The organism is Ancylomarina longa (assembly GCF_003996985.1).
In the GTDB taxonomy this organism is placed as follows: Bacteria; Bacteroidota; Bacteroidia; order Bacteroidales; family Marinifilaceae; genus Ancylomarina_A; species Ancylomarina_A longa.
In genome coordinates this window covers 112,717-134,774 of sequence record NZ_RJJX01000009.1, presented here as the reverse complement: position 1 = coordinate 134,774, position 22,058 = coordinate 112,717, and the positions used below count along the sequence as shown (strand labels likewise).

The 22,058-nt window shown below is 35.2% G+C and carries 13 protein-coding genes and 1 tRNA gene; 3 read left to right on the top strand and 11 right to left on the bottom strand.

What is annotated here, in order from left to right; all coding sequences use genetic code 11:
* Window positions 1-47 precede the first annotated feature (47 nt).
* The 5 genes from DLK05_RS08715 to DLK05_RS08695 all read right to left on the bottom strand — a co-directional run bounded on the left by DLK05_RS08715 (window position 48) and on the right by DLK05_RS08695 (window position 6,271).
* On the bottom strand, window positions 48-797 hold the full coding sequence (locus tag DLK05_RS08715) for a ParA family protein (protein ID WP_127343624.1): 750 nt from the start codon (window positions 795-797) through the stop codon (window positions 48-50).
* On the bottom strand, window positions 782-3,394 hold the full coding sequence (locus tag DLK05_RS08710; protein ID WP_209319799.1) for a toprim domain-containing protein: 2,613 nt from the start codon (window positions 3,392-3,394) through the stop codon (window positions 782-784). Before DLK05_RS08710 ends, DLK05_RS08715 begins: the two co-directional genes overlap by 16 nt.
* A 222-nt stretch (window positions 3,395-3,616) precedes the next feature.
* Window positions 3,617-3,937, bottom strand: a complete 321-nt coding sequence (locus DLK05_RS08705; protein ID WP_127343622.1) for a helix-turn-helix domain-containing protein — start codon at window positions 3,935-3,937, stop codon at window positions 3,617-3,619.
* A 240-nt stretch (window positions 3,938-4,177) separates the two neighbouring features.
* Window positions 4,178-4,978, bottom strand: coding sequence for a hypothetical protein (locus DLK05_RS08700; RefSeq protein WP_127343621.1), 801 nt, complete (start codon window positions 4,976-4,978; stop codon window positions 4,178-4,180).
* Between the two features lie 3 nt (window positions 4,979-4,981).
* Window positions 4,982-6,271 carry a tyrosine-type recombinase/integrase gene (locus DLK05_RS08695; protein WP_127343620.1) on the bottom strand — a complete coding sequence of 430 codons (1,290 nt, stop codon included), beginning with the start codon at window positions 6,269-6,271 and terminating at the stop codon, window positions 4,982-4,984.
* A gap of 124 nt (window positions 6,272-6,395) precedes the next feature.
* On the opposite strand from DLK05_RS08695, the gene DLK05_RS08690 reads away from it, so the two are divergent.
* Window positions 6,396-6,464, top strand: a tRNA-Ala gene (locus tag DLK05_RS08690).
* 231 nt (window positions 6,465-6,695) lie between these two features.
* Here DLK05_RS08690 and DLK05_RS08685 read toward each other — a convergent pair.
* Complete coding sequence (locus DLK05_RS08685) at window positions 6,696-8,918, bottom strand: APC family permease (protein ID WP_127343619.1); 2,223 nt, start codon at window positions 8,916-8,918, stop codon at window positions 6,696-6,698.
* A gap of 286 nt (window positions 8,919-9,204) precedes the next feature.
* Here DLK05_RS08685 and DLK05_RS08680 point away from each other — a divergent pair, with 286 nt between their 5' ends.
* On the top strand, window positions 9,205-10,269 hold the full coding sequence (locus DLK05_RS08680; protein WP_127343618.1) for a lysylphosphatidylglycerol synthase transmembrane domain-containing protein: 1,065 nt from the start codon (window positions 9,205-9,207) through the stop codon (window positions 10,267-10,269).
* A gap of 242 nt (window positions 10,270-10,511) precedes the next feature.
* The gene (locus DLK05_RS08675; protein WP_127343617.1) at window positions 10,512-12,386 is read left to right on the top strand and encodes a DUF4114 domain-containing protein; all 1,875 of its coding nucleotides are present in this window, start codon (window positions 10,512-10,514) and stop codon (window positions 12,384-12,386) included.
* Window positions 12,387-12,439: 53 nt separating this feature from the next.
* Here the strand turns inward: DLK05_RS08675 and DLK05_RS08670 are convergent, their stop codons facing one another.
* The 5 genes from DLK05_RS08670 to DLK05_RS08650 all read right to left on the bottom strand — a co-directional run bounded on the left by DLK05_RS08670 (window position 12,440) and on the right by DLK05_RS08650 (window position 21,905).
* Window positions 12,440-13,417 (bottom strand): DUF6427 family protein, encoded by a 978-nt coding sequence (locus DLK05_RS08670; RefSeq protein ID WP_127343616.1) that lies wholly within the window; start codon window positions 13,415-13,417, stop codon window positions 12,440-12,442.
* A 99-nt stretch (window positions 13,418-13,516) separates the two neighbouring features.
* Complete coding sequence (gene purD / locus DLK05_RS08665; protein WP_127343615.1) at window positions 13,517-14,785, bottom strand: phosphoribosylamine--glycine ligase; 1,269 nt, start codon at window positions 14,783-14,785, stop codon at window positions 13,517-13,519.
* Window positions 14,786-14,922: 137 nt separating this feature from the next.
* A complete protein-coding gene (locus DLK05_RS08660; protein ID WP_127343614.1) occupies window positions 14,923-15,543 on the bottom strand; it encodes a polysaccharide deacetylase family protein in 621 nt (206 codons plus the stop codon).
* On the bottom strand, window positions 15,540-18,602 hold the full coding sequence (locus DLK05_RS08655) for a glycosyltransferase family 117 protein (protein ID WP_127343613.1): 3,063 nt from the start codon (window positions 18,600-18,602) through the stop codon (window positions 15,540-15,542). The genes DLK05_RS08660 and DLK05_RS08655 overlap by 4 nt, the downstream gene beginning before the upstream one ends.
* Window positions 18,603-18,851: 249 nt before the next feature.
* A complete protein-coding gene (locus DLK05_RS08650) occupies window positions 18,852-21,905 on the bottom strand; it encodes a glycosyltransferase family 117 protein (RefSeq protein ID WP_127343612.1) in 3,054 nt (1,017 codons plus the stop codon).
* Window positions 21,906-22,058 lie beyond the last annotated feature (153 nt).

The window sequence follows — 22,058 nt, the reverse complement described above, 5'->3', positions numbered from 1 at the left end:
TTTTAATGTTGATTATGGTTCTTATGGTATCAAGTAGCTAACAATCACTATTGTTTGCTTAAAAATTCCTCACACAGTTTTAAATAATCTTCAGCACCATTACTATTGGGGGCGTATCGAAAAATATCCATGCCTGTCGAGGGTGCTTCAGCTAGTGAGATATTTTCTCTAATCGTAGAGTCATATAACCTTCCATTAAAGTGTTTTTTCAAAGCATTCTGCACATCACGGTGTAAAACCTTGCGATAGCTAAACTGGGTAATAAGTACGCCTTCGAGCTTTAATTTGGGATTAATTCTAGATTTGACTTTTTTGGCAACACCAGCCAAACCACTTAAGCCCTGAATACTTAAATGGTGAGGAAGAACGGGTATTATAAACGTATCGCAAGCTGAAAGGGCATTTAAAGCAATCAAACCGATGGAAGGGGAACAATCTATTATAATAAAGTCGTAATTGTCCTTAATAGATGCTAACAACTCCTTAAGCAAATACTCCCGACCAGGTTCATTAGTCATTTCATGTTCTAACGCGTTCAGGTCCATGCTAGATGGGACGATATATAAATTATTCATCACCTTTATTGGTGAGATTTCAGATTCTCCTTTTAAAGCTTGATATATATTATTTTCGAAATCACTTATCCCTAATGATTGTGATAGGTTAGCCTGCGGATCTAGATCTATGAGCAGTACTTTCTTTCCTTTTAAACTCAATGCTGCAGCCAAGGAGCAGGTGGTGGTTGTTTTTCCAACACCACCCTTTTGATTGATCATTGAAATTATTTTATTAGCCATAATTCTTTTTCTAATGGTAGTTTTTCAAATTCAAATAAATATGCACTCCCAAAATCTTTAATGGTATGCGAGTCAATCCTTCCTTTCTGCCAGGTTCTCACAAATGATTTTTGATCTTTTAGTAATGCTAGCAATGTGTTAATTTCCAAATCCGCTTGATTTTGTGTAATACAGAATCTTTTATAAACTGGATATATCAAGTTGAAACGAATAGCAAGTAAACTACTCCCATCATGTTTTACGATCCTATAATGTTGATTATTTATCTTCGATTCAGTCTTCAAAAATTCTATAGCATCCCAAAATTGATTTACCTCACTAATTCTAAGAATAGATTCATTTTGGTCACGTGCATTCGCCACAACGTAATCAAACAACTCTTCATAATTGACAGGTAAATGAAGCTTTGAACTCACAGTTTGATAAACGGAAAACAACATTGTCATGTGCTTGATATTCCTTTCAGGGAATAACTTAATCTCAGAATGATTGTATTTTAATTCTTGATATATCGTATTAAATTGTTCTTTAAAGTTTTGTTCAAAATAATTTCGAGTTTTTAATATATCAAGAATCACATTTCCAAAACCAACCTGTCCTTCCTTTTTTAATGTCTGGAAAGCATTCGTTTCTTCATTCGAAAATTGATGACTTGAGAAGTTTAAAATTATCATTCGGCTGAATAGTGCAGAAGATTGGGTAGGAAGATAATTACCATCCAACATGATGGCAGAATTAACTTGCGTATCATGTGTCTTATTATCATTGGTTGATTGAGCACGAGAATAACCAACTCCATCATAGGCCGTTTTTAAAAACCCTACAATTCGAGACTCAATTTTACTATCTAGCTCCTTGAAATATAAAAGTGCATTATTTAGCTGATCTGCTGTTCTAGCAACCGATTTTGAAGTAGAGCCAGCCTCTAAAGAGAGGCCTCTATTTCCTGTTCCAAACAGGTTCAATAATATTTCAGAATATGATGTTTTCCCGACTCCATAATCACCAAAAAAGAATAAAAATGGATAGAATCCAATTTCTTTAAATATGATATCTCGAAATAAGGCTCCAATTACAAAACAAATCCCAACCACTGCTTTTTCTTGATATGCTTTATAGAACAGGCTAGCCCACTCCATAAATTTTATATTTCCTGGTATAAATTTAAATCTTCGTTCATTTTCAAACCATGGAGAGTGTTTATTGATTATACTAAAAGCTGGAATATAGAGATGCCTTCTGTTTGCTTCTACAACACCAAACCGATCTACCTTAATAAAGTTTCCTTTGTTTATTACTCCATTACTAAAAGCATACAAACCATACTCCCTTTGATTACCTAATACACCTATAAAATGAGCAGTATTTTCCCGTTCTCTTAATATCTCTATAATTACATCAAGCTCATACTGTGTACCTAGAAATGAGAATCCTCCAACCGATGCTATACTTGACTTAAAATTCTTAACATTTAGATTTTTGGATGATATTGTAAGTAATTTTGATTTTCCTGACCTGTTTTGAAGAAAGAAAATCCGTTTTGCATCATCCGATCCATCTGGCAAAAAATAAAAAATCTTCATTATAAAATTAGAAATCCGACGTTCTCGAACCTTTCCTTTATATTGATCCTCGACGTAATAGCAACTATCTCTCTTAAAAAAGCCAAGCTTACCTATGTCTTCCTGTTCATCTATAGAGTTTGGTAGATACTCTGGGAATAATTGCCTATAGTTTTCTTTTACCTTTAAATAATCGAATAACAATCCTTTTTCCAAAAGCTTATTTACATCCTTTTTTACAGGAAATACTAATCTATGAATGGATAGTACAGGTATATCCCATTCTAAAATATTTTGATGTAAAATTTCTGCAGCTTCATTTCCTCCTTTGTCATTATCTAAAGCTAAAACGACTTTCTTATTTTGGATATAACTCTCTAATACAGCTTTAGATATTCTATTACTGGCACTAAAGATTGCTATACAAGAATAAATGGGAAATAAAGAGAATGTATTAATAACTCCTTCAGTTATAAAAACCGTATCCATATTATCCTGGAAGCATTTTGTATACAAAGCATTATCTAATACTCCCTGATTAAAATAATTATCCCTATCCTTCTTTTCCTCGAAAAATCTCTTATTTATTAACTTCTCGTTTGAATCAAGAAAAACAATCGCGTCAGCTTTTTTATCTTGAGAAAAATTCTGATAAAATGCATTGGCAGGTAATTTATCACATTTAATTCCGCGACCTTCAAGGTACTCCCTCGCTTCCTGTTTTGAATTATTTTTAATTGCATACAATTGTTTTTCAAAAGTGCTTCTATACAATACACTCTTAGAATCATTATGTTGATACTCTGGAAATAAATTACTGGTTAGATACCTAACAACTTCAGGCATTTCCTTTTCCAACTTATCCTGAGCAATATTAAAACAATCCATTGCCTTATCGGTTGACGCAAAATTTTTTAACCAATATTTACCCTCATAAAGCTTTAATGAGGTGGAAGGATCCTTCTCGTCATGGGTTTTAAAATTATTTCTTACTGCTGCTTGTGGAATAAAATGCTGAATTATTTTTAATTGCATTTCTGGGGTCTGATTAATCCTATCTATTAGGTTATCAGCACCATTTTTATTATTTTTGTACATGTGTATTAGGTGAGGTATCTAAACATGAAGATATAAAAGGTGGATGGCGATCCACCTTTTTCTTTTTCCGTCAATCTGATATTGACTTGAATAAATTCGCAGGTCGGATTCCAACTTCTTAGATCTTGACATACAACGTTTTTTTTAAGAGTCTGAAAACTATTTTGACAGTTCGTTATCAATATCCTTCTCTATTTCTTCGTTTGTCTTCCGCAAATGCTTCTTCAGAAATTGGTCCAGGTCCTCAGCAAAGAATCTCCATGACTTGCCAATTTTAGCCCCTTTTATTTCATTCCTTGCTAAGTATTCGCGGAATGTTGGAATAGGCATTTGAATATACTCAGCAGCTTCTTTTAACACTAACACTTTTTTAAAGTGACTTGGCTTTTCTGGAGCCGTTTTTTTTGATAAAACATTCCTTACTGCACTTTCTACTATTACTGTAAGATCTTCAGTTGTTGACACGATAAGTTGACTCATTTTTATTTCTCCTTATTTAATTGAACAAAAAATCCACGTACCAACAAATTGGTTACGTGGATTCATTAACATTATAAATAAGACAAAAGCTTGTTCAAATCGAGCGTAAGAAATATTCTCTATTGAAAATCCTTTTTTACAAGTAACAGTTATTGCTTTGAATACGCTCATTGATCATGGTTTTGAATTACCATACAATAATAAGTAGCAACAAAAATTTAAAAAATCTTTTGAGACTTATTAAATATTTAGACAAGTCCCAAATGACAAGAAATCAACTGTTTTGTTCCATTCCTTTTCATATAGTCGAGCATCTTCTTTTGCTTTTATTCTTGCTGTTCCAAACAACAATGAAGAAATCTTCTTAATATTTAACCCATAGTTTCTATTATATAGCTTTCCACCCTTACTTATGTTATAATAATGCCTATACAATTCCCTTGGATCTGGAATAGCATGTTGCTTTGCCAAACGTTTATCATTTTCACCTATTTCAATTTTATTGTAAAAAAAATATAAGGCAATTTCTCTATATGCATATTTTCCCTCTCCTGTTCCAAACTGTAAGTGCTCTTCAGCTATCGTTCTTAATTCTTCTTCATCCAAAGAATACAAATATTCATTAGATAAATTACGTGGCATTTTATCTGGTTCTATAAACATTGAACGCATAGACATTAGGTAATGCATATCTTTTTTTAAGATATCCAACAATGGAATCATTTTATTCTTATAATGAAACCACAAATTGCAAACCAGTTCACCAGTTTTATCATCAGTAGTCTTTTCATACTCCAAACAGAGACACTTATAATCCGAATACACTTTTTCAATCAAATTTAAAAGAGATTCATCCTCGGAAATTAAATTTGAATTCTCAACAATAAATCGATGAACTGCATTTAACTTACATTCTACTTCCGAAGTCTTTTGTGTGAGCTGTAGATCTCTCAAATCAAATTCTTCAATCTCTTTTGCCTCATTATATATTTGCTCACGTGGCTTCAATTTCTCTACCTTTAAATCTGTAAATAAAATCATAATTCAATCAAATTCTAAAAGTTTATTCGCATTCTTTACACTCTCTTCTTCGTTTAAACTATCAATATATTTACCGATTACTTTCAAACTAGAATGTCCTACATTTTCCGAGATAGTATGTATGTCAATACCAGCTCTTAAGGAAGCTGTAACATATGAATGACGAGCATAATAAGTTGTTATTTTAGCTTCAATATTGAGTTTCTCTCCAAGTATTTTCATATACTTATTTACCTGCTTGGTAAATTGTTGAACCTTACGTTTTATTTCCTCCTCATTGGGTTTCTCATTCAACACAGGGAAAATAAATTCGTCCCGTTCTCTAGGTAGCTTTCCCCATCTTTCTATGATTTCCTTATTCATTTCAATCAAGGCAATAGAAATTGGTCGAGCTGATCGATTTGTATTTTTTGTCTTTTCACGGCTAAAACGAATGTGATTGCCATCAATATCTTTATACTTCAGGAGGCAAAGATCTTTCATATTGATACCATTACCGAGGTATGAAAAAACCCACATATCACGATAATAATGTTCTGGAGATCCTGATTCAGGAACATAAATTATGATCTTTTTTAAATCATCTAGACTTAAAGCTTTTTTGGTATTGTTACCTTCGGGTGCTTGATACTTCCCTCTTTTCACATCTCCAAAGGGGTTTTTATCATTACCTATTACACCATCTGATATGGCATCATTAAATATCTTCTTAAGTGGACGGCAATAAATACCTACAGTGGTTTTACTATGTCCTTTATCAATGATCCATTTCTCATATTGTCTCAAAAATGTAGGAGTAATTACTTCAAATGAAATTGAATTCGTTCCATGAAATTCCTTCAGCTTCTTCATCGAGTAGATATAATTATCCCTTGTCCCTATTCTGTCCTCCGAATTTAAAATATCGATATACTGATTATAATAGGCATATACACCTTTTACATCTGAACGCTTTCTAGTAAATCGTTCTTTAAATTCAACAAAAGAAAATACATTCATTTCACCAATAACAGCATAAGCCCTTTTCAAATACTGATGAACGGCAATTCTCTTTTCGGTTAAATCTTTATTCAACCTGTTACCCTTACTTAATTTTATGTATTCATCTTTTGTTACAGCAATCTTAGTAGAGTAATATTTATACACTCTTTCATGAATAATTCTTACTTTTATCGAGTAAGAACCATCCTTGCGTTGCTTGTCCGTATCGAGCACTGCAACCAAAGAAACACCTTTCTCACTTTTTAGTATTTCTTCACTTACATCTGGAAGGGAAATCCAATCTAATTCCATATCAAATATATTTTTCGCAAACAGATTCGCAAACTCTTATCATTTACAACCATATTTTTTGTGATTGTATCCATAACAAACCTAGCGAAAACATTGAATAATTCCAACAACCATAGGTAATAAGGAAAAATGACATAGTAAAAGTTTTTGACTGGCAGTCAAGAGGTCATCGGTTCGATTCCGATATTCTCCACCCTCAAATCCAAGCAGTTGCAGCACTTTGCTGTGGCTGCTTTTTAATTTCACAACATTCCAAATCTATTGTTTTAACCTTAATTAACAATTATTAAATATTCCCTATTAAAGGATTGCGTATTTTTGACATGTCCTTTCCGAATAAGGATTAGGTTTTCATAGATTAAAATGGGTTAGAGTAAAAATCCGGGGTGGTTCCCGGATTTTTTTATGCCTTAATTTAATTATTCTACTCTATTGTTTTTTGACTGTTTGCGTTGATAAACAATACATTACCTAAAGCCTTATATCCTTTAAATAATTCTGACTTCTCATGCTTTAATGTCTCTCCCCTAAATCCAATAAGCGTTAAACCTGCTTCAGCCGAATACTGATTGATAAGCTCGCGAGAGGATACATTCTCCTGTTCGTGAATAATTTCAATATTTGAGTTCATGATTGGTAAGCGGCCGCTAACTACTAATTCATCTAACTCCTGTCTGATTTGATTAGCTTGTTCTTTTTTACAGATATTAAAAATCTTAATATCTGTTTTATTCCAATCGGGATGACCGGAGATAATAAAGCTCAATAGAATCATTAAATTAGCATTATCGGTATCTGAAGATCGAATCCAAACATGGATATTGTTTTTTGGATTAATTGGCAAAGAAGAGCTTCCCAAAATACAGAAATCAAAATTTCCGGAACGTGCCAAAGCATAGTTCTCAATAATTGAATCAAGACTCTCCGGATTTTCCTTGTCAAACTCAAAAATCACCATATTGTTTTCCATACCTGCTATTCCTGGTAATTGAATGGCTTGAGCAATTGCAGATGTATAGGAAGGTGAAATAATGGTGTCTACATATACATGATTTTCAATTTTATCAAAACTCTCAATTAAACGACTTAATTCCTCCTGTGATTGCTTATAAGTTGATTTAGAATAGTATCCTTCGATTCGATGAAGATAGGTTCCGAATCCATATTTATAAGAGATCCAATTCAATAATTTAAAGGCATTGTCTCGTTTAAAAGAATCTCTGGAAATACAAATAGCCGAAGGTCGCCACTCACGAGATTTTTTCTTACCTGCCTTTTGCAAAAAAACCTGCATATTTCTATTCAACTGATATAACGAGTTGAGGAAAATAGACTCTAGTCCATTACGCTTTTTGTGATAATGATTGATAAATAAATACAACAATGACATGGCTATAACAGCACTGAAAGCGTATAAAGTATTTATTTTAAACATCACCCAAATGGATGTTAAGAACCCAAGAAGAGATAAAGCCCATTTCGAGTTAAAAGAAGGCCGATAACTAGGAGATGCTCCAAAGTGATTTAAAAACGAAATAAGACATAGAGACCCATAAGTCACCATAAAAAACATAGATATAATTTCGGCAACAACATTAACATCGCCTAAAACCACAAAAACCATGGCAATTATGCAGGTTATCAATGAAGCATTAATGGGCTCTCCATCCTTTTGTCGACCGCGGGACAACCAATTATTAACAGATTTTGAAGGAAAGGATTTATCAATAGATAAAGCCTGAAGTGTTCTGGGAGCCACCATAACAGAACCAATAGCTGATGAAATAGTTGATGCTGCCAATCCTAATGGTATAACAATACTACCTCCCAAAGCTATCTTAGACATGATTAACTGATGTTCTAACAAATCTTCACTAGAGGCGAATCCTGCCAATTTATAAACAACGAAAAAATAAATAATCATTCCTATTAAGGTGGCAGCCGTAGTTCCCAGAGGAATAGACTTAGATGGATTTTTTAAATCACCAGATAACCCCACACCTGCAGTCATTCCTGTAAAAGCAGGAAATATAATAGCAAAAACAATAAAAAACTTACCTGAACCTTTGAATTGAGCAGTCCACAAACTAAAATCACTTGTTGCAGAATATTCTGTACTTCCTAAAAAAAATAGAACAAGGGATATAAAGAGAATAGCAACAACAAAATACAAAGCTTTAACTCCTAAATTGGCACCTTTTTTTAAAATCAGAAAAGAGAGAATCAACATAGCAGGAACACTAATCACCTGACGTGGAAGCGATAATCCCATATTGTTCTGAACCCAAGAAAAAAAAGGTTCAAATGCTTCGGTGAAAGCAATCACATAAAAGGCAACACTTATTGCCTGAGAAAGAAAAAGTGCAAAGCCAATGGTTGCACCAATGTTTAACCCAAACGAACGGGAGATAATAAAATATTCTCCCCCCCCTTCAACTCGTTTATTTGTGGCTAATTCAGAAATGGCAAGAGCGGTTGGAATCGTCACCAAATGGCCCAATAAAATGATGCCAATGACACCCCAAAATCCAACGCTACCAACGGCATAACCAAATCGAAGAAATAGAATAGCTCCTAAAATGGTTGAAATGGCTGTGAAGAAAACGGGAGCGGTTCCAAATTTCTGTTTAGTTGCTTGTATGGACATAGAATAAGACTTCGTTAGATAATCTAAAAATAATAAAATTAGTTCATTTCCGGCTTTTCTTATATTCCGAATCTGCTTGCACTTAATAAGCCAGCCAAAAAAGGTATAACAGTCTAGACTATATATGATACACTTTTTTCCATTTCAAATTTATTATTTCTCTAAGCCTAAATTATTTAAAGAGAAAGATAAACACCTCCTATTTTAGATTTTTTAACATACAATTAATAATCACCTGTTTTTTAGAACCATTAAATATGCTAAATTAGTTTTCCAATGTAAAACTATGAGTAACGACAAGTCTACAAATCAGAAAAAATTGCTTCGCGCAGTACAGCCCAATCGAATTATATACCCAATTCTTATTGGTGCCGCGGTTGTTATCTACATGATCTCAAAGGAGGTAAATCAAGAAACTTTTTCCTTAATTAATTTTACATGGTATTCTGCACTTTGGATTCTAATAGCCATTTTATTAATGGCGGTTCGCGATTTAGGATATATGGCTCGATTACGAATCTTAACCGATCATGAATTTTCCTGGAGTAAATCTTTTCGTATCATCATGTTGTGGGAATTTACATCCGCAATTACACCTTCTGCCATTGGCGGAACCTCAGTAGCTATTCTTTATTTAAACAAAGAAGGAATTAAGGTTGGTAGAAGTTCTGCAATTGTAATGGCAACCTCATTTTTGGATGAACTTTATTTTATTCTCATGTTTCCCCTGTTAGTTTTATTATTGAATGACGAGCAGCTTTTCATGTTTGACTTGCACCAAAGTTCAATCTGGATGGAATCATTACTCCTTTTTGCAATTGGAGGTTATTTGGTAAAACTGACCTATCTTATTGTGTTAACTTATGGTTTGTTTTGGAATCCCCGAGGTTTAAAATGGCTTTTGCTTTGGATCTTTAAATTGCCAATTCTACGAAAATGGAAACATGGTGCGAATAAAGCTGGTTCCGACATCATCGAAAGTTCTAAACAACTTAGACAAAAATCTTTTTTTTATTGGTTTAAAGCTTTTATGGCAACCTTTTGGTCGTGGACTGCCAGATATTGGGTGGTTAATGTAATGCTGTTGGCTTTTTGGTTTCAAGGATATTCCTTCGCTGAGCACATCATGATTTTTGCACGGCAATTGGTAATGTGGATTATGATGTTGATTAGTCCAACCCCTGGAGGTAGTGGATTTTCAGAATGGGTTTTCACTAAATACCTGGGTGAATTTCTTCCTTCGGCTGGGTTGGCTGCAAGCATGGCACTATTGTGGCGCTTAATTTCTTATTATCCATACCTGTTTATTGGAGTTTACTTACTTCCCCGCTGGATAAAAAAACATTTTTAAATCAATTTGCATCCTTTATCATTTAACTAAACCTATTCTCCATACAAATAATACACCAGCTACTAATATAACTATATTCCTATTTTGGAATTTAAACCAACAGGTTTTCAGAAATATTGACAGAATTTAAAAGGTAATTCATCAACAATTACAAGTATTTTACCATAATTAAAACCATTCTGTCAACTAAAGAATGTAACTTGTGTTTCTAAAACTGTGTTAATTATAAAATTACAATTGATATGAAAAGAAACCTACTACTATTTATTTTTAGCATGTTGCTCATCTATTCCTGTTCCGACAATAATAGTGAACCGCAACAACAAACCGAAGAAGCCCCTGTACTTGGGACGGTGACCATTACGAATAATCCAGCCGATTTGAGTTCCAGAATCACTTACTCGAATGACCTGATTGAAGTTAATGCGCTTCCTGATTCAAAAACTAAGTCAACTGCTTCGGAAGTTGATATTGATCTTACCAAAAACTATGCTTTTAAATTAAAGGCTCAAGTTGATCCACCTGTTATTCAAGGCGAAGCTATTCAGGCAACTCATGTTAAAATTATAGATGACTTGGCCTTTGTTTCCTACAACACTAAAGGTTCTGTTTATCATGGTGGTATTGAGATTTTTAATATTGCGGATGAAAGCAACCCTATACTTCAGGCTCAAGCTCTTTTCCCTTCAGTAGATATTAGTGCCGTTGATTATTATGATGGCAAAATTTATCTGGCTGGCGCCATTGACCCCGAAAGTGTAGAATACACTTTTGAATCACCTGCTATTTTGATTGAAATGGAATTGACTCCATCCGATCAAATAATGCCAGTAGCTAAAATATATGATATCCCATCTTACGTTGCTACAGATATTGCTGTTGATGAAAATTACATTTATGTAACCAGTGGGTCAGATGGTCAATTAACCATTTTGAATCATGACTTTACTTTAGCAAAAGGTATAGATATTACAGATGCCAGATCACTTAGTACTAATTCTGATAATATTTATGCCCTAAATGGTGCGAATCCTCAAAATATTCAGGTTTTTTCCAAAACTGATTTTACCGAACTAAGCCCAATAGAAGTTTCCGGGCCAGTAACTCCAGAATCGAAAACAGAAATTGATGTAAACGAAGATTATATTCTGGCAGCACTGAATGTAGGCGGATTAGATATCCGAAAGTTAAATGGTGATTTAAAGGAACATCTAGATCGCCCAGATACACCGGAAGGTGCACTAGACGAAGATTACGTTACAAATTCAGTTAGTTTGAATGATCAGCTTTTGTTAATTGGTAATGGTGGTGCAGGACTTTATGTTGGTGCTATGATTCCAGAAAATGATGATGATCTGACATTATTAGGTAGTATGGATTTTCATGCGTCGGTAAACTTTGTTGCTTCACGCGGTAATTATATTTTTGTTGCTGCAGGAACTGGAGGATTAAAGATCTTAACTATCGAAATTGATGAAGGAATTCCTGATGATATTATTCCTACAAAACCTTGTCCTACTTTAGTAGACAATATCATTGCCATGTTTCCTGAAAATAAAGACAATACAAAAACTCAGTCCGACTTATTCTGTGACTGTAATAATCTCACCTTACAATTAATCAAAGAATCTCCCGTTTACTTAACTTTCGTAGATGAAAGAGCGGGTTGGAGAAATTCCTTAGCTTACTACACTTATGATGCTGAAAATCCTCCTGTAAATGCAGATGAGGTTGAGTTACATATGCTTTTCCCTAATGTCTCTAAAGAAGGTGAAGGTGGAGGATTAACCACTGGAGATCGTGTTCAATTAGGTGATGCTTCATTTCCTGCAAATACTATTATTGGATTTTGTTTGATCGCCAAAGGCTGGAAAAATGGAAAAACAGTGGATGGAATTTATCGCCACTATACCAATATAGAGTGGAATGAAAACCATAACCAGCAGCATGTTCTTTTTAAAGAGCATAACTGTAAAGACATTGTTCTATGTTTTGAGGATATAAAGTTGCCTGAGGGTGATAAGGATTACAATGACATTATTTTCACAGTTACCGATAACGAAGAAAATGATCTGGTAGCAACTGCATTTAATATGGATAATATTGTTGAAAAATAAATATTGATCTCTTTAATTAAAAGTGCTGTTTTCGAAAGAAAATAGCACTTTTTTCATCTCAGAAAAGCAAGTAAAACACTCGAAAGTATTAAAGCACTAAATAGAATCTCTCCAATCCATCTGTGTTTCTGTAGAACGAAATAATGGCTCAATATATAAGTTACCGGAATAATAGCTATAAAGTACAATTCAATTCCGGCACCCGGTATAAGGAAATAGAGAAAAACAGCAATCAGGAAAAAGATTAGTAAAATCATAAAATATTTACGCGAACTAATTTTTTTCTCCTCTACCACATTGATCATGTAAAGAGAGGAAATAACAACTAAAAAGCCCAGAAATCCCCAAAAAATATCCTGAAATAATGAACTTTGCATGGATAACTGATTCACAGATATTAAGCGTTGTATTGTATCTGTAAAAAAAGGCAAGCCATCAAACCAGAAATACCAACCTACTACAAAGAATATTGGAGTTAGAAAACCAGTAATCCCAGCCAGAACTTCTCTTCCTCTAAAATATCCTAATACAAGTAAAGAAAAACAAAACCAAACCATATATAAAGCAGCAAAAAGATAAAACAAGCTAGCTAAACCAATCAATAAACCAATATCAAATGACTTTGACAATGTTCTGGAATCGTGATAAACACTAAACATTTTATCGATAGCAAAAAATAGGATAAACGCCGCAAAAAGAGAAGGATGAACTCCTTTTAAAGAAATTGTTCCACTAGCTATTATTGCTAATATAAAAGCTGGCAAGTCAGTTCGCTGCCTGATAAATACAAATCTCTCATTCAAACGCACCATTAAAAAGGCCAACAATACCAGAAGCAACAATCCAAAACTATTTAAAACCAATAAATTATGTCCTGTGATCACTTGCATTAAATGATACAAAGGCATCTGAGGGATATCCCCTGTCAGCGAAATTGGATTTATAAAAACTGGAATCCAAAATGCCAATATTATAAATGGCACAAAAATCAATAGTAGAATGTGTCGCCCTTTTAGCGTTTTTAGAAGCATATATTCTATCTTTTTCCTGAAAAATTAAAATTATCAAAGAAGCCACAATTTCCAGATAAAGATCGGAGAAATTGCGGCCTCACAAAAATAAAGTCTTTGTTATAAATCAAATCCTATATCTTTTCTATAATACTTTCCTTCAAAATCAATTAATTCAGCATTTTTAAATGAAGATGCCAGGGCTGCTTTTATATCCTTACCGTAGGAACTAACAGAAATCACTCGCCCACCATTGGTAACGACCTCCTCATTTGCCATTTTTGTTCCTGCATGAAAAATCAGACTTCCATCAGCCTTATCTAAATTGTAAATGACTTTCCCTCTCTGATAAGCCTCCGGATAACCTCCGGAAACCAACATCACAGTTGCAACAGTTCTCTCATCCAGAACAAATTCTGCCCCAGACAATTCTTGTTTAGAAACAGCCTGAAGCAGTTCTAACATATCCGACTTAATACGTGGCATTATTACTTCCGTCTCAGGATCACCCATGCGAACATTATATTCTATCACATAAGGATCTCCTTCCCTATTCATCAAACCAATAAAAACGAATCCTTTGTAAGGCATGTTATCCTTTTGAAAGCCCTGAATAGTTGGAATAATCACTCTTTCCTCTACCTTTTGCATGAAATCTTCTTTTGCAAATGGAACCGGGGAAATAGCTCCCATTCCTCCAGTATTTAATCCAGTATCACCCTCACCAATACGTTTATAATCCTTCGCTTCCGCTAATATGCGATAAGATTTTCCATCGGTCAGTACAAAAACGGAAAGTTCGATACCGGAAAGAAATTCTTCAATCACTACCCTATTGCTAGCTTCCCCAAACATTCCTCCTAACATTTGTTGAAGGGAATCTTTAGCCTCTTCCAAATCGTCTATTATTAAAACTCCTTTTCCTGCAGCCAAACCATCTGCCTTCAGCACATATGGAGCCTTTAAACTATCTAAAAAAGACAAGCCTTCTTCCAAATTTTCTGCTGTTATGCTCTTGTATTTGGCTGTTGGAATCTGATGCCGAGACATAAAGTCTTTGGCAAAATCTTTACTCCCCTCCAATTGGGCACCTAACTTTTCGGGCCCTATAACGGCAACATGTTTGATTTCCTCATCCTGAAGAAAAAAATCGTGAATCCCGTTTACCAGAGGATCTTCCGGTCCTACCACAAGCATATCCACAGCATGAGAAAGAACAAATTGTTTTACCTTCCCAAAATCATTGGGATTAAGATCTATATTCTCTGCAATAGCAGCAGTTCCTGCGTTACCAGGTGCCACATACAACTTATCTAATAATTTACTTTGATTGAATTTCCATGCAAAAGCATGTTCTCGGCCTCCGGAACCCAAAAGAAGTACTATCATATTCCAATAAATGAATTATTACCATTCCAATTAGGAATGGACGATTATAAAATGGTTTTTAAAAGATTGATCGAGAGCAAATTTAAGGATTCATATGCACTTATCCTGATGGTATGATTAGGATTTTCAATATTAATCTAATGGCAAAGCTCAAAGCTGTATTCTTCGGCTAACAGGGCATCGATCAGGTGCGGTACTGCGTAGCGCATATTTTTTTCTGATTTTACATTATTATGGAACAAGATAATGGAACCGGTACGAACTTTTTTCAGTACTGCATTTAAGCATTCCTCCGGACTAATATCCTGTCGGTAGTCCCCACTTAATACATCCCACATGATGATTTTGTATTCCGGTAACAGATGCTTGGCTTGCGATCTCTTAATTTGTCCGTATGGTGGGCGAAATAGTTTAGAATCAATATACTCGGATGCCATAATCACATTTTCGATATATTTTTGGGTATTATTCCCCCAACCCTTTAAATGATTAAAAGTATGGTTTCCCACTACGTGTCCTTCCTCTATTATTTTACGATATAAATCCGGATATTTCCTCACATTATCACCTACACAAAAAAAACTGGCTTTCACATTTTTTCCCCGCAACATATCCAGCGTCCACAAAGTGGATTCCGGAATTGGACCATCATCAAATGTAAGATAAACCTTTTTATGATTTGTATTATACCTCCACACAAAGTTAGGTAGCAACAGTTTAAAAATTCCTGGAGCCCTCAACCATCTCAACTTCCTCATCCCTTATTGTATTTTTTTAGTAATGCCTTAAATTTCAATTCTATTTGTTTATTCATTTCCACCTGATTGTACCTGGCAGTAATCCTATACATTTCCTGAAACAGAGCTAAATCACGACTTTGCAGTTGTGGAAATTCAGATGTAGATACCGCTTCCAGAGTATGAAAATATTCTACCTCCTGAAATAATCTTTTCGAAATAACAAGCATCAAACGATTTGCTTTCTCATCTTCGGCAGCCCGATAATAAGCTTGTGCCATTAGTATCCCTAGATAATCCAATTTAATCTTATCATCAGGAACTATTTCCAAACACTTGTCCAGTACTTTTACAGCAGACACTCTTTTCCCCTCATCCAATAAAGACTCAGCCAAACGAAGAAAATTACTCCGAACACTTAATGCGATACGAGAAGTAGTTTCATCCAAATAGACATTAGAAGCATTCATATTTCCCCATTTGAATTTCTCCATTAAATTAGAATACATCCGATCTGTATTTACCTGACCAGGCTGCTGATCTTCTTTAGTCTTACGAATAGGAATCAAGCGATAGGCAAATCCTTCGAGCTGAAAATAATCTTCCAAACCGTAATATCCACTTGGCGGAACAGTGATCGAAAAATAAACCGGGCGTTTCCAATGATTATTTTTCAGCATATCAAATAGAATCATTCCACTCTTCTCCACATAGTTTTGATCTAATTTCCATTCCATTTGATCCGCAATCTTCGCACTATCTTTTACCACAACAGTATTGGTTTGCAGTACTTCCTTCCGATCCACTTTTAACCTAAATTGATGCGATGGAAAATAATCTACCCTTTCATCGTAACCATAAATGGTTTTGGTGCTTTTTAAATCACTTTCCACGAACCCCAAAGCTTCCTGAACTTCCAAACCACCGTTTTTCTTCACATAAGCCTCTAATCTGGGATCGTCAATCAGGTATATAATATCTCTTTTCCCCATGAGATACTTTTCCTTCTTTGTTTTAATTGGTAAAGGCGCAGAATTATAGTTTTTCTGCTTCATCTGATCGATATACCAATCCGTTGAGAGATAACTCAAATTGCACACCCTTACATCGGTTCTCACTCCTTCCACTTCCTGCAAATACCAAAGCGGAAAAGTGTCGTTATCTCCCATAGTAAAAAGAATTGCATTGGGTGCACAGGAATTTAAATAATCATAAGCCAAATCCCTTGCCACATAACGATCCGAGCGATCATGATCATCCCAGTTTTGTTGAGCCATTACCCCGGGAACTGCAAAGAGGCAAAGAGCTGAAGTTATCGCTACGGCAATCTGCTCCCGCTTGATTATTTTCTTTGATATTTCCAGAATGGAAAGAAATCCCAAACCTATCCAAATCGCAAACGCATAAAATGATCCGGCATAGGCATAATCTCTTTCTCGTGGCTGTAATGGTGACTGGTTCAAGTACACTACAATAGCCAATCCTGTAAACAAAAACAAAAGTAGTATTACCCAAAAGTCTTTTTTCCCTGGCAATCCCTTACGGTACTGATACAATAAGCCTGCTAAACCCAGCAGTAATGGCAGAAAGTAATACTTGTTATTCCCCTTGTTCTTTTTCATTGCATCTGTACGAAGACTCTGATCTCCCAGATGAATATGGTCAATAAATGATATACCTGAAATCCAATTCCCCTCAATCACACCACCATTAGATTGCCTATCGGACTGTCGTCCTACAAAATTCCATAGAAAATAGCGGAAATACATATAATTCACCTGGTAGGAAAAGAAGAATTTCAGATTCTGAACAAATCCTGGCTTTTCTTTCTGATCCGGACGAATCCCAGTCCATTTCGCATATTCAGCAGGATTATTTCCACTCATTCCTTTGGTGTACATGCGGGGAAATACGGTTTTATAGGCATTCTGAAAATTCGGCTTCATTTTGGTATATGAAACCTTATACTTTCCATCTTTTTTGATGTAAACATCTTTATCTTTTATCTGAGTTTTATCCTTTTCGTAGGGAGCATTAAAATAAGGCCCGTAGAATAAAGGAGTATCTCCATACTGTTCCCTATTGAGATAGGACAATAAGGATTGTACATCTTCCGGGTTATTCTGATCCAATGCCGGATTTGCAACCGATCGAATCATGATCAACGCATAGGAGGAATAGCCAATTAACACCACCATGAATGCGGTAAGTATGGTATTGGCAAGCACCTTTTGATGCTTAATGGTATATCGAATCGACCAAACTAATCCAACAACAAGTAAAAGGATAAAAATAAAAACCCCCGAATTAAATCCTAAACCAATAACATTAACAAAGAATAAATCGAACAGAAAGGCTAGCTTCACAACTCCGGGAATAATCAAATAGATTGCACCACCAAGCAAGAGAATGGCCAATCCGATAGCTTTCAAGATACCTTTTCTACTTACTTTATATTTCCTGAAATAATATACCATTACAATTGCCGGAATTGCCAATAAATTCAGCAAATGCACGCCTATAGATAAGCCCATCAAATAGGCTATCAATATAATCCAACGATTTGCATATGGCTGATCGGCTTCGTTTTCCCATTTTAGTATAGCCCAAAAAACCACTGCCGTAAACAAAGAAGACGTAGCATACACCTCTCCCTCCACAGCCGAAAACCAAAAGGTATCGGAAAAAGCATAGGCCAAAGCTCCAATAAATGCAGCAGACATTATTGTTCCTATTTGAGTATTACTAATCTGCTCCTCTTTTACTATTAGTTTTTTAGCCAAATGACTGATTGTCCAAAATAAAAATAAGATGGTAAAAGCAGAAGCCAAACCCGACATTCCATTAACCATTAAAGCTACCTTTTGCGATCCGGTTGCGAACAAAGAAAAGAATCTGGCCAAAATCAAAAAGAAGGGAGCTCCGGGAGGATGTCCAATTTCTAATTTAAAAGCTGATGAAATAAATTCCCCACAATCCCAAAAGCTTACTGTAGGTTCTAAAGTGCTTAGATATACAAGTGCTGCAATGAGGAAAGTGAACCACCCTAAACCAATATTGATTCTTTGATACTTACTCATAAAATGTAATGTAGATATTATAAATTGTAGCTTGAGTGACCGAAGTTAGTACTTTTCAGAATAAGTATTGATTTTTATTATGTGAAAAATCCTTAAAGCAATTCAAATTTAGAAGTTTAAATTTCATCTTTACAGGATGGGTGTTATTATTTAATCTACAAAAGACCGAACTGTTTTGATCGGTGATGATTGCAAAAAAAATGGCTTTCCGAAATCGGAAAGCCATTAAACCTAACTAAATAGGCAGTGTTATTTGGTATAAGATCCAAAAAGCAATTCAAATCTCTTTTGGATATCTTCCTTCAATTTGGTTTGTTCTCCCATGTCTGCCAATCCCAATAGCATCTGAACTACACGAATTTCTCTTTCCTGTTGAGTTCTGAAATTATTACCAAAACGATTCTCTAAGGAGAGATAATAATTCAGCTTATCGTAAGATTGCTGAGCCATATCCTCCAATAATTTATTTGCTTTTTTGGTGGCACCTGCCCGATAATACTCCTGAATAAATCCGATCAATGTATTATCAAATGGAATTTTATCGGTTGGTAATTCTTCCATGCATTTATCTAACACTTTTACTGCCTTTTCCTTTTTACCCTCATCATTTAAAGCACTAGCCAGACGATTAAAAGTAGTTCTGAAAGACATGATATTCACGGTGAGAATATGAAATTGATCCATATAAACATCTGGCTCTTTAATTCGCCCAAAATCAAATTTATTCATCAAATTATTATACAATAACTCGCTATTGATATGGCCGATTTCCATGCCTTGTGTTTTGGTCTCGATAGGTACCAATCGATAGGTAGCACCTTCCAATTGAAAAAACTTATCCAATCCCAGAAAACTGCTAGCTCCCATTCCTACTGAAAAGTAAATCGGACGCTTCCAATTATTGCTTGCAATGATATCATAAACCATGATATCGTTTTTATACAAATAATTACGCTTGATCTTCCATTCCAGTTTCTTTTTAATCAAACCAGCATCTTCGGGACGAACTGTACCGTTTGCAATAACTTGTGCAGAATCTACTGGTAAGTATACGGTTCTTCCGGGGAAATAATCCAATGACCTACCGGATTGCATTTCCACCATGGTTCCCTTATTATCACTACTTACAAATTTTATCATTTCCTGTAAAGGTTCTGAATCCTTTAAACGATCCATAACAGGTATCTGATCTCTAATTCCAGGCTCTACTTTATCTGCGGTAAGCTGCATTGGTATTGGATCAGAGTCGTAAGCTTTCTTACGCATTTGGTTAATATACCAATCTCCGGCCAACAGACTCAAATTTACAATTCGAATATCCCGGCGGATTCCTTCCACTTCCTGTGCATACCATAATGGGAAGGTATCATTATCCCCATAGGTAAATAAAATGGCATCTTTCGCACAAGAATTTAAGTAATCCTTAGCATAGGCCAAAGTAGCATATCTGCCAGACCGATCGTGATCATCCCAGTTTTGTTGTGCCATTAATGTAGGAACAGCAAGCAAACAAACAGTGGTTACTAATCCTGCGGATACAAGCGCCGGCAGTTTCTTCTTCGCGACATGATATAATCCCATCACCCCCAAGCCTATCCATATAGCAAACGCATAGAATGAACCGGCATAAGCATAATCTCTTTCTCGTGGCTGAAACGGAGTTTGGTTCAGATAAACCACAATTGCCAATCCGGTGAAGAGGAATAACAACATTACCACCCAAAAATCATGTTTCCCATTTTTCCCTGCCTTCCACTGATACAAAAGACCAATCAAGCCCAATAAGAATGGAAGAAAATAATAGGTATTCCTGGACTTTTTATTTTTCATTTCAGGATATAATTTATCCTGATTTCCCAAAAACATCTCATCTACCACAGGAATTCCCGACAACCAATTTCCGTGCAAGATGTCTCCATTTCCCTGTATATCGTTTTGGCGTCCAACAAAGTTCCACATAAAATAGCGCCAATACATATGCACTACCTGATATCTAAAAAAGAATTCGAGATTGGATGCAAAACTAGGTTTGTAAACTACATCTCCATTCGATAAGCTTATCGGATTATTTTTTTTCACATCTCCCCAAAACTCATATTCCTTCACATGATTAGCTCGGGAACTATACATCCTTGGAAAGAAAGTCTCAAAACGAGGATCAAACTTATATTTCTGTTTGTGAGAAGCGATCACATATTTTTTATTCTTTTGAATATACACCGGACTGGTACTTACCAAATCAACCGCCGGAGCATTGTAATATTCCCCATAAACAAGTGGACGATCTCCGTATTGTTCCCTATTTAAATAAGATAGTAAAGCAAATACGTTATCCGGATTGTTCTCATCCATAGGTGGATTTGCCGATGATCGAATAACAATCATAGCAAAGGAAGAATAACCAATCACGATCACCATAAAGGCAGTAACAATGGTATTTAAAATCACCATATTCTTCTTCACAGAATACCGAATAGCCCAAACCACTGCGCTTAATAATAGTAAGGCATAAATAATTACACCCGTATTATAAGGTAAACCAAATCCATTTACAAAAAGTAATTCAAACCATGAGGCTATTGTGACAACCCCTGGAATTACTCCATACATGATTACTCCCAATATCGCAACAGACAAAAGAAAAGCCAGCGCAACTCCTTTTTTAGTAGGCTCGTATTTTTTAAAATAATACACAAAAACAATAGCAGGTATTGCTAAAAGATTCAGCAGATGGACTCCTATCGATAAACCCATCAAATAAGCTATCAGAATTATCCACCTGTTGGCATATTTTTCATCGGCGACCTCTTCCCATTTCAGAATGGCCCAAAATACGACGGCTGTAAATAAGGAGGAGGAAGCATAAACTTCTCCTTCTACTGCAGAGAACCAAAATGTATCGGAAAAAGTATAAGCCAAAGCACCTACGAGACCGGCTCCCATAATTGCAAATAAATTTCCTTTAGACATTTCCGATTCGCCAGACACCAATCTCTTAGCTAGATGCGTAATGCTCCAAAACAAGAAAATAATCGTGAAAGCAGATGCCAATGCCGACATTACATTCACCATTAAAGCAACTTGTGACGGACCAGGAGCAAATAAAGAAAAAAAGCGAGCCATAATCATGAACAAGGGAGCTCCGGGAGGGTGTCCAACTTCCAAACCGTGTGCGGTAGTGATGAACTCACCACAGTCCCATAAACTAGCTGTTGGTTCAATAGTAAATAAGTATGTTACCGCAGCAATGGCAAAAGCCAGCCAACCTAACACATTATTAACCAATTTGTAATTAGATTTCATCTTGTGTGTATTTGATATTTTCTATTGATTTGTAGCTAAATAACGGGAACGAAAATAGTCAATTTTCACGCTACCCCCGAATAATGCAGCATTATTTTCTTCTTTTTGTTTGCGCACAAAAAATTTTTCTTACATTTGCAGAGTCTTTGCAAA

Bases quoted from the DNA above. Each gene is read 5' to 3' on its own strand.
- DLK05_RS08715 (WP_127343624.1), bottom strand. From the start codon at position 797: ATGGCTAATAAAATAATTTCAATGATCAATCAAAAGGGTGGTGTTGGA.
- DLK05_RS08710 (WP_209319799.1), bottom strand. From the start codon at position 3,394: ATGCAATTAAAAATAATTCAGCATTTTATTCCACAAGCAGCAGTAAGA.
- DLK05_RS08705 (WP_127343622.1), bottom strand. From the start codon at position 3,937: ATGAGTCAACTTATCGTGTCAACAACTGAAGATCTTACAGTAATAGTA.
- DLK05_RS08700 (WP_127343621.1), bottom strand. From the start codon at position 4,978: ATGATTTTATTTACAGATTTAAAGGTAGAGAAATTGAAGCCACGTGAG.
- DLK05_RS08695 (WP_127343620.1), bottom strand. From the start codon at position 6,271: ATGGAATTAGATTGGATTTCCCTTCCAGATGTAAGTGAAGAAATACTA.
- DLK05_RS08685 (WP_127343619.1), bottom strand. From the start codon at position 8,918: ATGTCCATACAAGCAACTAAACAGAAATTTGGAACCGCTCCCGTTTTC.
- DLK05_RS08680 (WP_127343618.1), top strand. From the start codon at position 9,205: ATGAGTAACGACAAGTCTACAAATCAGAAAAAATTGCTTCGCGCAGTA.
- DLK05_RS08675 (WP_127343617.1), top strand. From the start codon at position 10,512: ATGAAAAGAAACCTACTACTATTTATTTTTAGCATGTTGCTCATCTAT.
- DLK05_RS08670 (WP_127343616.1), bottom strand. From the start codon at position 13,417: ATGCTTCTAAAAACGCTAAAAGGGCGACACATTCTACTATTGATTTTT.
- purD (WP_127343615.1), bottom strand. From the start codon at position 14,785: ATGATAGTACTTCTTTTGGGTTCCGGAGGCCGAGAACATGCTTTTGCA.
- DLK05_RS08660 (WP_127343614.1), bottom strand. From the start codon at position 15,543: ATGAGGAAGTTGAGATGGTTGAGGGCTCCAGGAATTTTTAAACTGTTG.
- DLK05_RS08655 (WP_127343613.1), bottom strand. From the start codon at position 18,602: ATGAGTAAGTATCAAAGAATCAATATTGGTTTAGGGTGGTTCACTTTC.
- DLK05_RS08650 (WP_127343612.1), bottom strand. From the start codon at position 21,905: ATGAAATCTAATTACAAATTGGTTAATAATGTGTTAGGTTGGCTGGCT.